Origin of the sequence: Paenibacillus lactis, assembly GCF_017873605.1 — a bacterium.
In the GTDB taxonomy this organism is placed as follows: domain Bacteria; phylum Bacillota; class Bacilli; order Paenibacillales; family Paenibacillaceae; genus Paenibacillus_AQ; species Paenibacillus_AQ lactis.
In genome coordinates, this window is the sequence record NZ_JAGGKI010000001.1 from 491,438 (window position 1) to 504,257 (window position 12,820).

A 12,820-nucleotide genomic window follows, 5' to 3' on the forward strand; every position below is an offset into this window, starting at 1 on the left:
GCCTCCCTTCGCAAGCGAAAAAAACGGATGCCCATCCTCTCGAATGGCATCCGTATTGTCTTTTTCCGATCCGTTATTTTCCCGTCCGGTTCAAGATGCCCAAGTATTCCACCCAAGGGCCGACATCCATCCGGTACCGCTCCGCTAATACCCGGGCGATTTGGGCCAGATGCGTCAGATCATGCACCACCCAAGTCGAGAGCAATTCCCGTACCTTCACAACGCCGAAGGCCGGATGCACGCCCGTCAGCTCCAGCTGATGCTCCGATTGGACCAGCGTCTTCAGCTTCTCGATACTTTGCGCCCGAGCCTCCTTAAAGGTCTGCAGTCGTTCATCCGTCGACGCCGTCTTCCCTTCGGACAGATGGGCAAACCGGTCAAAAGGAGGGAACGGCTTGCCCTCCCCCTCCTCCAGCATAAACGCCAGCCTCGGCATCCAATTCGTTCGCTCCCCTTCAATAAGGTGATCGATCACTTCGGTAGCATTCCAGGTGCCTTCCCCTTCGTTGCTCGTCAGCCAGCCCTCCGGCAAGCCGGACAGCAACGCCGCAAGCGCTGCCGGCGTCCGTTCCAATAGCGCAATGGCTTCATTTAACTCGAAATTCATAAGAGCCTTCCCCCTATAAAGTTAAATCATGGTCATGATGTGGTTGACCGCCGTTATGTAACGCCGAGCACCGTTGCTGGAGCGAAATCTTGCGGCCGTCGCGGTTTTTTTTGATGCAGAACACATTCAGAGGTGTCTTCCACTGACCCCTAGCCCACCGGATGGAATAATGCTGCTCTCACCTTCTCGGCCTCTTCCGGGGTTCGATGTTGGTCCACGACTTCATTCACATCGAATTTATTCCCATCCGGGTCATAAAATACGAAATTGATTCCGCAGCTGTGACGGTCCTGAAGCTGATCCGTTACGACGCCATTTTCTTTCAATTTATGATACAGCACCTCGATCTGCCTGACTTCAAAGGTAAACCGAAACATTTCATATCCGTCCCTCGTTGGAAACTGATTATTGTGCGGGCCTTCGGTTTCCACCAAGTGCAGCCATTGCCCGTCGGAAAGCTTCAAAATCACTTGAGCTTCCGCTGGATTATAAGGTACGGCATACTCAAGCCCAAAGTTATTCTGCCACCATGCCGCCGACTTTAGCGGGTCACGGACCGGTACATAGATGGAACACACGGCTTTTAAAGCATTTCCTTGAACCTTCGACATTTACAGTTCATTCCTCTCACTGGGTTTATTCTCTTATTCTCTTTCATGATAAGAAACGCTTTCCGGAGCCAAAACCAAACACCTTTCCAAAAAAATAGCTCGGCATATTTCTGATTACATTCGTCTGCCGCCTCCCGATTTCCTGCAAAAATACGGCTCACGCCAGCCAGAATTCCGAAGCGGGGGCTCAGCCCGCCCGGCCAGCCAGCCGCTTATCCCTCCCCGCCGCCACCCGCTTTTACATGAGCAGCCCGCATAAGCCGTCAACGCAAAAAGGCGGAAGGCATCAAGGCCAACCGCCGGAGAAAAGAAATCGATCGAATGATCATCCATCATCTCATCTGCCCAACATCCGTCCTACTAACGGAACGTCACTCTTCAATCCGTTTAGAAGAGGGGGACGTGCCTCCTTCCCGTGCCAAGAAGCGTTGGAAATAAGACGCAGAGCCGCCAAGCGACCTGTACGCCCCGGCGGCTATATTTCCTGCCAGGATAGCTGCTGCCGTCGTTTGCGGCAAATCGTCAGCCCCGGCGAAATTGGAATCGTCACCATCTCATAAGCATCGGTCTTTTTGGATAACTCATCGATCGCTTGATAAGCGGTCCCGCATAGCGTCGGGTCCATCATTTCAGCGCTCCCCGGATGCGAATCATGAAGCAGGATCAGGCCGTGCGGCGACACATAAGGGAAAAAATCATAGAAATCCTGCAGCACGGCTTCTCTGGAGTGATCGGCGTCAATGAACAGCATGTCAATCTGCATCGGGCGAGCCGCCAGCTCCTGGGCAAAGGCCTGTGTCGTTCCATGGAAGAACCGCGTCTTGGGGGTCATCTGCATATGCTGACCGGCCTCACCGTTCAGATCAACGCCGATCAGGGTTTCCGCAAACGGAATGACCCGGTTGAACAGCGCGCATTGGTACAGCCCCAGCTCCACGTATACTTTGGGCCGGACGATGCTTGTCAGAAAGAGGATGAAGTCCTCATGCCAATTGATTCTCACTGGTTCATCGCCTCCTTCGCTTGTACTCATTCCTTTATTTTATTTTGAGCATATGCGATGTGTGCCATGATACGAGACCAAGTGAGAATGCTGCCTGAATGATGCACCGGGACCGCTGAGATGACCGAGCGCGGCAGCTTTACTAGGATAAGCATGGCTCATGATCAGCGGTGCAGTTTCCCGCTCCCCGAAAGCCGATGGAGGTTTCCGGCGCGCCTGATCGTCACCAAACAAAGAACCAACGTCAATAAACCCTGCACCAGATGGCGCAGGGTTGTGCTGTGCTGTATGATAGGCTCGGATTACTCTGATCCCTTCTGTTCCCGCTTCGTGCGCATAAGGAGAACCGTGTGCGATGAACAAACCAAGCCCATGCCTCTATCGGGGCTGCATCAGGTTCCGCAAAAGGTCCTGTAGGGACGGCCTGACTGCGGAGGCAGCGTGCAATATTCGTCCTGCTCGGGGACATAAGCGTACGGATTCGCCAAGGCCGCAACCAGACGCTTCAGCACACTGTAGTCACCGGACTCCACGGCAGCCTCCAGCGCCTCCTCCACCCGGTGGTTGCGCGGGATGATCGCCGGATTGCTGCTGCGCATCCGCTGCTTCGACTCCTCCTCGGACGCTTCCTGCCGGTCTAATCTGCCGCGCCACAGCTCCAGCCATTGTGCGAAATCGGCGCTGCCGTGCAGACCCGTCTCCTCAGGCCGGCCCAGCGTCAAAGCACGGAAGGTGTTCGTGTAGTCCGCTCCGTGTCGCTGCATGAGGTGGAGAAGGCTCTTCACGAGCTCTTCATCCTCTTCCTCCTCGTTCACGATCCCGAGCTTCGACCTCATGCCTTCGAGCCAGTGGCGATGGTACAGCTCGGCAAAATCGCCCAGCGTTTCCTCGGCTGTCGCGATTGCCTGCTTCTCGTCCTCCTGCAGAAGCGGCAGCAGCGTCTCGGCGAAACGCGCCAGATTCCAAGCGGCGATCTGCGGCTGATTCCCGTAAGCATACCGACCCTGCACATCAATGGAGCTGAACACCGTATTCAGATGATACGCGTCCATGAAGGCGCACGGCCCGTAGTCGATCGTCTCCCCGCTAAGCGCCATATTGTCGGTGTTCATCACGCCGTGGATGAACCCGACCAGCTGCCACTTGGCAATCAGGGAAGCCTGTCGCCGAATGACCGCCTTCAGAAGCGCCAGATAGCGGTTCTCCTCCTGCTCCGCCTCGGGGTAATGCCTTTGAATCGTATAATCGGCAAGCGCCTGCAGCTCCCCGGCTCTCCCCCAATTCGCGGCATACTGGAAGGTGCCGACGCGCAGATGACTCGCCGCGACCCGGGTAAGAATGGCACCAGGCAGTTCGGTTTCGCGGAAAATTTCCTCCCCGGTTGTCACTACCGCCAGACTGCGGGTAGTCGGAATGCCGAGCCCGTGCATCGCCTCGCTGATGATGTATTCGCGCAGCATCGGGCCAAGTGCAGCTCGGCCGTCGCCGCCGCGAGAGTATGGGGTTCTGCCTGAACCCTTAAGTTGAATGTCCATCCGCTTTCCCTCGGGCGTGATTTGCTCGCCCAGCAGAATCGCGCGGCCGTCGCCCAGCATCGTGAAATGCCCGAACTGATGCCCCGCATAAGCTTGGGCGAGGGGCTCGGCCCCCTCGGGGACTCGGTTGCCGCCGAATACGTCCGCTGCGCCTTCGGCCTGCAGCGACTCGGCATCAAGCCCAAGCGCTGCGGCTAGCGGCTCGTTGAAGATGACGATCTCGGGAGCGCGCACAGGCGTTGGGTCAAGCCGGGTAAACATCGTTTCCGGCAGGCGGGCGTAGCTGTTGTCAAAGTTCCAGCCTGCAGCTGGCGTTGATTCATTGGTCATCGGAAGTCTCCTTTTTCATTTTCATTATACGTTTCTCGGATTATGCTCTTCGTTTATGCTCGCAACAATGAGTTCCATGATTGCTGTACATCTTCTATGTATCATCCATTTCGACTTCAGCCTTTTATAGATTGTACCGGCTCTCCTGTATTATTCCTTGCCGACGGCTTAAGGGATCAACCCAGCCATTACCCTTTAGTTTACGCTATTCCGCCTGCTTCGCCAAACATGGCATACCTGCTCCCCGGTAATCGGTTAGCGCCAAATTGCGGGCCTTGCCTTGTTCGCGGCCGAATGCGGAAAGAGCAGCCCGAATGCAGCACGCGCGCATAAGACGCGTGCAGGACTGCTCCTTCGGCAGGCCATCTTCAGGGAACGTCCGCTTAATCAGCTCTTTAGGAAATCCGGATCCGCAAAGCTCGGATTCGGATACTTGTAGAAGCCCTCTCCGGTCGCCCGTCCAAGCTTTCCTTTGTCGATATACTCCGTCTTCAGCAGGTTCGCCACCCGAACGAACTCTCCATCCCCGGTCGCATCCGCCTTCGCTTGTCCGATATTGTAGGCTGTGGTGATGCCGACGACATCCAAGATCGCGAACGGACCAAGCGGTGCGCCCGTTGCCACCATCCAGGTTTTGTCGATCGTCTCGACGTCGGCCACTTCCCGGACTAACAGACGCTGGGCCGCCTCAAGCAGAGGCACCAAGAGGGAATTCAAAATATACCCCGGCTGCTCCTTATGGAGCGGCAGCGCCACCATCCCGATTGCCTTAGCAAAGTCAATGACATCTTGAAACACCTGCATGTCCGTTCTTGAATGCTTCATGACTTCAGCCGTATTGTTCTTCCAGATTTCATTGGCAAAATGCAGCGCCAGGAACCGCTCCGGCCGTCCGGTCGAATCGGCAAACTGGCTTGGCAGCAGCGTCGAGGAGTTTGTGGCAAACACCGTTTTGGCAGGAGCGGCCTGTCCCAGCTTGGCGTAAAATTCGGTTTTGATGGACACCACCTCAGGGACCGCTTCAATGACCAGATCCGCCTCGGCCACGGCCTGTGCTAAATCGCTGTGAAAGGAGATTCGGTCAAAGGCTTGATCGGTTTCCTCCTGGGTCGCCCCCAAATCCTGCCGGTAATGCGGCTTCAGCTCCGCAATCCGCTCCTTCGCACGTTCGAGCGCCTGATCGTTAATGTCGTATACCGATACCTGAAAGCCTTTGAATGCGGTCTGGTAGGCAATCTGACTTCCCAATACGCCGCTTCCGGCAACCGTAATGTGTTTGAAATTCATGATGATGTCTCCTTTATCGCTTAGTTAACCCTTTTTCCGTATACAATCCCCCAATTATTACAATACATACCCCCAATCTCTCGGGATGACCCCAGCCTTCCCTAACTTTATGACAGGTGTCATAAGGATCTCTTTACAGGTGTGAATGTTGCGGCAGACCGGCCGAATCTACAATAAAGCTGTAAGAGAGAACGATAAGGAGAGAGGGAAAGAACCATGGAACAACGAAAGGAACGCATTCGTCTGCTGGATATTTTGCGGGGATTCGCCATCCTCGGAACACTCGGGACGAATATTTGGCTCTTCGCGCATGCGGGAGACCTCAATTATATGACAACCTTTGAATATTCCGGCTGGTGGGGAATTGATGATCTTCTTCGCATGATCGTGTTATTCCTTGTGAACGGGAAGCTGCTCGGACTATTGACGATCATGTTCGGCGTCGGGCTCGAAATGAAGTATCGGCAGGCCAAACGGAAGGGAAAGCCATGGCCGGGCGTTTATCTGTGGGCTGTGCTGTTTTTGTTCCTGGAGGGGCTGCTGCATTTTATACTGGTTATGGAATATGACATCTTAATGAGCTATGGGATTACGGCAATCATAGCGGCGTTTATCGTAAAAGGCGGCGACCGGCTCATCGCCCGTTCGATGACGGTCATCGGCAGTGTCTGCGCGGTTGTGCTGCTCGGCTTAATGGGATTGATGCTGGCGGTTAGCGGGCAGGTATCGATGGGCAGCTTTGACAGTATCGTTGCTCTATATCAAGAAGGTACGTGGATGGAGCAGGTGCGGTACCGGCTGGATAACTTCCTTCCGCTTCGGATCGAAGCCATATTAACGATTCCATCCAACATATTTCTGTTTCTGCTGGGGGTTCGTTTCATGCGTGCAGGGGTGTTTTCCCCGGATGAAAAGGGCCAAAGGATACGAAAGAACCTATTTAAACTCGGCTTGTTTATCGGGTTGCCGCTTAACCTGCTCATTTTCATCCCAGGCGGCGCATTCGATCTGCCGGTGCGCTATTTATTTGCTCCGCTGATGTCCATCCTCTATATAGCAATCATTGCTAGAATGATACAATATACGAAGTGGGAATGGCTGTGGCGCCTCCTGGAGAACGCCGGGAAAATGTCTCTGAGCTGCTATGTGCTCCAAAACATCATCGCCTCCTTCCTCTTCTACGGCTGGGGCTTGGGGCTCGCCGGCAAGCTGAATTCTGCAGCCATCATCGCCATCTGGCTGATGATTTGCATCGTCCTGCTGTGCATTTCATCCCTATGGCTTCGGGGCTTTAAGCTAGGACCTATGGAAACCGTCCGCAAACAAGCGATAGGCCTCTTTGAATCGAGATAGCCAGAATTGGGGGCTTGATATGTTTCATAAGTTGTACCCGAGAGACCAAATCAAAAATTATCTGCTGATCGACCTCGTACTGACGGTGTTTTTATTCTACCGGGTGTTAAGCTCGGATACGGCACCGGGACTGTGGGGCAGCCTTCTGCTGCTCCTGCTGTTCCTGGTTTCGTTTTATATTGCATTGTGGCGCCGCAGCGGCTGGCTTCTGGCAGCCGTGTTATCAGGCCAGGGTACGCTTACCGTGCTCGGAATCTTTATTGGGCCGGGTATCCTGCTATTCGGCATCCTCTTTGCCGACTTGCTCGGCAAGTCCAGGTCCAAAGGGCAGATTGCTATCGGCAGTGCTGCTATTGCCCTCTCGTATCTGCTGGTGTTCGTCATCCGCCAGGAGCCGCTGCTGAAGACGGAGAATGCCATTTACCTGCCGGTTATGATCATTCAAACGTTGTACCCGGCCATTATCTATATTCGGGAGAAAGCAAAAAGCCTGCAGGGCGAGCTGGAGGAAGCCAACCAGCAGATCGCCATGTATATCCAGCAGGAGGAGCGTCAGCGGATCGCGAGAGATCTTCATGATACGCTCGGACAGACCCTGATGATGATCAAGATGAAGACCGAGCTGGCGACGAGATGGGTGGATAAGGATCCTGCCCAGGCCAAACGGGAGCTTGGCGAGATTCTGGACAGCTCCAGGACGGCCCTTAAGCAAGTGAGAGAGCTGGTATCGGAGATGAAATTCATCTCCCTGGCCTGCGAGCTGGAGCATTCCGTCAAGCTGCTGGGTACGGCAGGGATTGAGCTGAGGATCGAGAAGCCGGAGAAGTCCCCGCTGTTATCCAGCGTGGAGGAAACGATGCTTGCGCTCTGCGTACGTGAAGCTATGACCAACATCATCAAGCATAGCCGCGCCAAGCGATGCACCATCCGGATCGAGGCCAAGGACGAAGCCTACGAGATCCACATTGCGGATGACGGCACCGGGATCAAGGAGCCGGACGGCGGAAACGGCATCCCTTCGATGAAGGAGCGGATGAAGATGCTGGGAGGCTCATTTAGCATTGCCGCTTCCCCAGCCGGGGGAACCACCTTGTCTTTAATGCTCCCGTTACGCCAGCATAAAAAGGAGGACCCCGCATGATCCGAATCGTGATTGCAGAAGACCAGAAAATGCTTCGCGGCGCATTCGCCTCATTGCTCCAGTTCGAGGACGACATCGAGGTGGTGGCGGAGGTGCCGGACGGAGAACAGGCATGGGAAGCCATCTCGCTCCATCAGCCGGATGTGTGCGTGCTCGACATCGAGATGCCTCATATTAGCGGGCTCGAGCTAGCCGAGAGGATACGCCATGCCGGCTTGCCTTGCAAAATCATGATCGTCACGACCTTCGCGCGCCCCGGTTATTTGCAAAGAGCAATGGATGCGCGGGTCGAGGGATATTTGCTAAAGGACGAGCCGATCGATTACTTGATCGAGGCCATCCGCCGGGTCATGAAGGGCGAGCGGGTCGTCAGCACCGACCTGGCGGCAGCGCTCTTCATGAAGGAGGAGAACCCGCTCAGCGAGCGGGAGATCGAAATGCTTCGCCTGACCAAGGAAGGGATGACGACCGAGGACATCAGCAAGGCTCTGTTCCTGACGCGAGGAACGGTTCGCAATTACCTCTCTTCGGCCATTCAGAAGCTGGACGCCGAGTCCCGGCAGCAGGCGGTCGCGATCGCGGAGGATAAGGGCTGGCTGTAGGCGTTAAGCCGTAAAAGCGTGATATGGTGACTTTAGCAGTATTGTGGCCTGAAGTATTTAGTTTCTCCGATATATATCTCATGTAGACACGAAAAAAACAGCCTGCCGCTTGCCGGCAGGCTGTTCCATCAAATCGTTATAAGAATCTGACCTATCATAAATCAATGAGATCCATATTACCGCGGGAAATCTTATGAGATGATCTTCCCCTTAATAATGAGCCGATGCGTCGGATTGACCATCGGGTGGCAGGTCACGAGCGTAACCTCCTTATTCTTCCCGTCGCTTTCCAGCACCCAGACTTCCTCCGGCTTAACGATCAGCTTTTCGGTTACCTCATATTTAAATACTCGGGTACCCGTATCCACTTCGATGGCATCGCCCACGGCCAGCTCATCCAATCGGTTAAAGTTCCTTCCATAGGTTCGGTTGCGATGGCCGGCAACGGCAAAATTACCGATCTCCCCGGGTCTTCCCGTATGCTCGATGCTGGCCAATGTCGTCCTCAGATTCTCCTTCGTCGCCCCATGCAATACAGGCAGCTTGAGATCGATCTTGGGGATGGCAAGCATCACTTCGAGCTCCCCTTCAGATTTGATGGAGGCATGATCGGATGTACCCGCTCCACCGGCTGCTTCATTGGATTCCTGGTTCCCTGACGCCTGACGATCATCCACAACGCTGATCTGTTGAAGACTATCCTGCCATTCGCGGGCCAGCTGCTCCTGTTCCGCCTGCTGAACCCTTTCCGTCAGCTTCGGATAGAATATTAGGATTATTCCTGCAATGATGAATAGAACAGGCAATGCCCGTTTGATCATGGTCTCACTCACGCCCCTTGCTCATCAGCGACCTCAATGGTCTGCTCCCACTCTTTGTACCATTGAACGATGTTGTCCGAAAGGGGGACCTCATATTCCCCGAGCAGCACTTCCTTCATTCGCTGAAACATCTTTTTGACTTCAGAGTGATGATGCAGCGAAGCATAGATATACATCAATCCGACATAGCCGTCCTCCAAATACGGCAGCCGCTCGATCACCTGCTGGTGGATTCTTACGGCTTCCGCATACTGGCCGATCTCGACATGGCATGCTGCGACGGATTGGACATGCTCGAGCCATAGCAGCCGAAGCCGTTCCTGCTCCGGCTCCGCCCACACATACCGGTGGTCCGCCAGGAAATCCCCTTCGTACACATCCATGATCGACTGGTGGGTGGAAAGCGTGTCCGGCATTACCTCCGGCGCTTTACTCAACCTGTCTTCCCATTTCTCCACGTCCAGCTTACCCGCAAGCTCCAGCCGATAGCTCTCGTCATGATAATGAATTCGGGCATCCAGCCCGCACATTCTGATCATTTTCCGAATCTGATAAATGGCCGTATGGAGCTGCGTCACGGCTTTGTGCGGGTCGTGGACAGGCCACAGCAGATCCATGAGCGTCTGCTTGCTCACCGTCTTCCCCCGGTAGTAAATAAGGTAGGCGAACAGCTCCGGGGCCTTTAACGTTTTCCATGGAAAATGCTTAGGCTCCCCGTTCTCCCTATAGTGCAGGGATTGCAAGCAGCAGAGGGTTATTGGCTCTTGTTCATCTTCGGTACGGCTGACAACTGCTGCCGGCTTTGTTAGCGAACCTTTCACGATTCGGTCGATCGTAACGGAAAGCCTTGAAGGAAGCACCGGCTTCAGCAGATAATCCAGCGCGTTAACCTCAAATGCCTTGATCGCATAATCATCATAGGCGGTCACAAACACGATCTGAAGCTGAGGCCGAACCTCCCATAAACGCTCCGCCAATTCAAAGCCGGTCATCTCCGGCATCTCGATATCCAGAAATACGACATCAGGCTCCTCTGATTGGGCTGCATCTAATGCTTCGTATGGATTTTGATATTCGCCAACCCACTGGAAATCGGCGGCAGCTTCTTCTTGTAACAGCAGTCTCTTTAAATACTGTGTAGCCAGTATTTCATCATCGACGAACATGACCTTCAAGGTCCTCTTCTCCCCCTTCTGCAGGCTCGCCATCCCCCTTGAACCGGGTTCCTTATAGATGAAGTGATGTTCCTGGTTTTTTGCAGTCATGAATGACTTCTCGTGGTCCATCTCACGCAAAACCAGCGAACAGCTCCCCCAATCGTCCAACACCATTTCTTCTATATATTGGCATGTTGCGTTGAATATTTTCTGAATGCTTATTCTAAGTCTTTATACTCATCTTATCACAATAGAATGTTACTTTTGATATTCGATTACAATTTTTACTTGTCGCAGTTGGAATTATTTGTGGTGAGGCTCCCGGCGTAATGCCGACTAATGGAGCATTGTAAAAAAGCTGCTCAGGAGTAAGAGCTCACGCTCCTCTCTGAACAGCTTTTTATCGTATGGTTGTTTTCTTTTCCTGTAACCGGTGTGCCGCAACTGAATTCCAGCAGCATGGCTCTTCTACTGGCTTGGTTTCGGGCGAAGCTTCTTTATCAACGGTGGATGTTCAAAAAAGGCGTTTACGCTTGCACCAATCCCTGAACATAAGCTTGGAAGTTCGGCGCAAGCCGGGTAATCTTGTCCGGATGTCTCTGGTCAACATGAACGACCTCGGGCTCTCCGTCATTGCCGGCTGCCCGGTAGTCCAGCATGACCGCTTCCGATTCGGAAGGACACACGCATAGAACGACACCGATCTCCGGGTAGCCTCGATTCTCGATCATATACCGGCTGCCGGCTTCTCCGCAGAGCGAATGCTTCTTCTCTCGGCCGATGCCCAGCATGCCCGTAATCTCGATGCGGCCATCGGCTGCATCCCCCGATTGTACAGGGAAAAACCTTCTGCGGGGAATCCCGCCATTATGTACTTTCATCATCTGAATATAGGCTGTCGGCAGTTTAAAAACCAGCTCTTCCTGGATGGATTCAACCAAATCGTCCGTCGGCGGCGCCATGGTATACGAATCGGCAGCTTCCGCGCCATCATCCCAAAAATCCGTAACATCCATGTCGGCAGAGATAAACGCCTGCTCTGTTGGAGCTTCAACTGCTGACACAGCGGCATTAGCGGCATTATGCTCCTGCTCCTCCGTTTTACTCCGGATCCACTCTAGGAACTCCAGCGTATCCTCATCCCCCGGCTCCAGCCCGTCTGCGGCTTCGAAAGCCTCGCGCGCATTGTCATATTGCTCCAGGTAATAATAGGCCAGTCCGATGCGGTAATGCCAGAGCGGGTCCTCTTGCCCTTCTTCCGCAATCGACAAGAACTGCTCAACCGCCTCCTCGTAGCGCTCCAGATTATTCAGCGCTCTGCCCAAATGGCTTGTCAGGACGTAATCCCGTTCTTCTTCCGGAATCTCCGTGATCGCATCTACGATCGCTTCGAATTCATCCTCTTCATGCCATTCCTCGAGCTGTTCCAAGAGTTCTTCCCTCATTGGCCTTGCCCCCTCTCATACTTTAGTAGAATTATACCATTTCCGGCACGGCAGACTCCACATCATGTATCGTTATCGTTAGTAAGGCTGGACCTGCAAAGGTGCTGTACGAATGCTTCCCGTTGGAGTAGTGCGCAGGGTGGGGTGGGTCAATAACTGCGGGTTAGGCGCCAATACCGCAAAAGGCCGCAATCCCTGTGAGGATTCGCGGCCAGAAAACGGTGAACATCGGACAAACCAATCATCCATGCTGATAAGCTTGACGTGTGATTGGTTTGAAATTTAGCGCCTGAGCTTTCGGTCATGTCATGATTTTTTTACTGCGGCGGCTGTTCCACCCCGAAATGGATCCAGTCTTCTTTAGGAGGCCCGTATACGCCAAAAGGCTTTAATCCCGCTTGACGCATTAGAATCGTAACCTGTCCCCGGTGGTGGACAATGTGTTTGATGAGTCCCATTAAGATGGACGCATTCGATTCATCTCTTCCGAAGGCATTCTGCACCGCTTGCAGCGAGGCATCCGTCCACTGCTCCTCAATGGCGCGAGCCGCCCGGTCGCTGATCTCCGCAAAGGTATCGGCAATTTCCTTCGCGGAAGCAGGGACTTCCTCCGCATTCGGGATCTGTTCGATGGTAATTCCGAACTCTGACAAATATTCCGGGATATTCGTGGTGAAGTGCCAGGCGATTCTCCCCAACGTTCGTCCTTCCCCGTACACCTTCTGCTGCAGCGAGGCATCCGTCAAACCGTTCAATACCTGCTGAGTTAATGCAGCCTCCCTCTTCCACTCCGCAACAAAATCCGAAATTGTTACATACATAAGCGCAGTCCTCCTTATTTTTTAACAATCATATGTTATTTGGCTCGCCCATCCGCTCTGTTCCAGGGTCCTCCCCTAGCTGAAGTTCCGGTTCTCATTTACATGGT

The 12,820-nt window shown here is 53.8% G+C and carries 12 protein-coding genes; 3 read left to right on the forward strand and 9 right to left on the reverse strand.

The window, feature by feature from the left end; translation table 11 throughout:
• Positions 1–73 precede the first annotated feature (73 nt).
• From J2Z18_RS01995 to J2Z18_RS02015, 5 genes are all read right to left on the reverse strand, one after another.
• The gene (locus tag J2Z18_RS01995; RefSeq protein WP_210094085.1) at positions 74–607 is read right to left on the reverse strand and encodes a DinB family protein; all 534 of its coding nucleotides are present in this window, start codon (positions 605–607) and stop codon (positions 74–76) included.
• A 149-nt stretch (positions 608–756) separates the two neighbouring features.
• On the reverse strand, positions 757–1,218 hold the full coding sequence (locus J2Z18_RS02000) for a VOC family protein (protein WP_210094086.1): 462 nt from the start codon (positions 1,216–1,218) through the stop codon (positions 757–759).
• A gap of 475 nt (positions 1,219–1,693) precedes the next feature.
• Positions 1,694–2,221 (reverse strand): class I SAM-dependent methyltransferase, encoded by a 528-nt coding sequence (locus J2Z18_RS02005; RefSeq protein WP_210094087.1) that lies wholly within the window; start codon positions 2,219–2,221, stop codon positions 1,694–1,696.
• 392 nt (positions 2,222–2,613) lie between these two features.
• Positions 2,614–4,086, reverse strand: a complete 1,473-nt coding sequence (locus J2Z18_RS02010; protein WP_210094088.1) for a protein adenylyltransferase SelO — start codon at positions 4,084–4,086, stop codon at positions 2,614–2,616.
• Positions 4,087–4,473: 387 nt separating this feature from the next.
• Complete coding sequence (locus tag J2Z18_RS02015; protein WP_210094089.1) at positions 4,474–5,373, reverse strand: 3-hydroxyacyl-CoA dehydrogenase; 900 nt, start codon at positions 5,371–5,373, stop codon at positions 4,474–4,476.
• Between the two features lie 216 nt (positions 5,374–5,589).
• Here J2Z18_RS02015 and J2Z18_RS02020 point away from each other — a divergent pair, with 216 nt between their 5' ends.
• From J2Z18_RS02020 to J2Z18_RS02030, 3 genes are read left to right on the forward strand one after another with little or no spacing between them, the layout of a single operon-like run.
• Entirely contained in the window at positions 5,590–6,726 is a 1,137-nt protein-coding gene (locus J2Z18_RS02020) for a DUF418 domain-containing protein (protein ID WP_007129059.1), read from the forward strand.
• A gap of 19 nt (positions 6,727–6,745) precedes the next feature.
• A complete protein-coding gene (locus J2Z18_RS02025; protein ID WP_210094090.1) occupies positions 6,746–7,867 on the forward strand; it encodes a sensor histidine kinase in 1,122 nt (373 codons plus the stop codon).
• Positions 7,864–8,469 carry a response regulator transcription factor gene (locus J2Z18_RS02030; protein WP_210094091.1) on the forward strand — a complete coding sequence of 202 codons (606 nt, stop codon included), beginning with the start codon at positions 7,864–7,866 and terminating at the stop codon, positions 8,467–8,469. The genes J2Z18_RS02025 and J2Z18_RS02030 overlap by 4 nt, the downstream gene beginning before the upstream one ends.
• A 191-nt stretch (positions 8,470–8,660) precedes the next feature.
• Here J2Z18_RS02030 and J2Z18_RS02035 read toward each other — a convergent pair whose 3' ends face one another.
• The 4 genes from J2Z18_RS02035 to J2Z18_RS02050 all read right to left on the reverse strand — a co-directional run bounded on the left by J2Z18_RS02035 (position 8,661) and on the right by J2Z18_RS02050 (position 12,713).
• Positions 8,661–9,260 carry a class D sortase gene (locus J2Z18_RS02035; RefSeq protein ID WP_376773048.1) on the reverse strand — a complete coding sequence of 200 codons (600 nt, stop codon included), beginning with the start codon at positions 9,258–9,260 and terminating at the stop codon, positions 8,661–8,663.
• 38 nt (positions 9,261–9,298) lie between these two features.
• Positions 9,299–10,555, reverse strand: a complete 1,257-nt coding sequence (locus J2Z18_RS02040; RefSeq protein WP_244869284.1) for a response regulator — start codon at positions 10,553–10,555, stop codon at positions 9,299–9,301.
• A gap of 419 nt (positions 10,556–10,974) precedes the next feature.
• Positions 10,975–11,892 carry an SMI1/KNR4 family protein gene (locus tag J2Z18_RS02045; RefSeq protein ID WP_210094093.1) on the reverse strand — a complete coding sequence of 306 codons (918 nt, stop codon included), beginning with the start codon at positions 11,890–11,892 and terminating at the stop codon, positions 10,975–10,977.
• A gap of 317 nt (positions 11,893–12,209) precedes the next feature.
• Positions 12,210–12,713 (reverse strand): DinB family protein, encoded by a 504-nt coding sequence (locus tag J2Z18_RS02050; RefSeq protein WP_007129065.1) that lies wholly within the window; start codon positions 12,711–12,713, stop codon positions 12,210–12,212.
• Positions 12,714–12,820 lie beyond the last annotated feature (107 nt).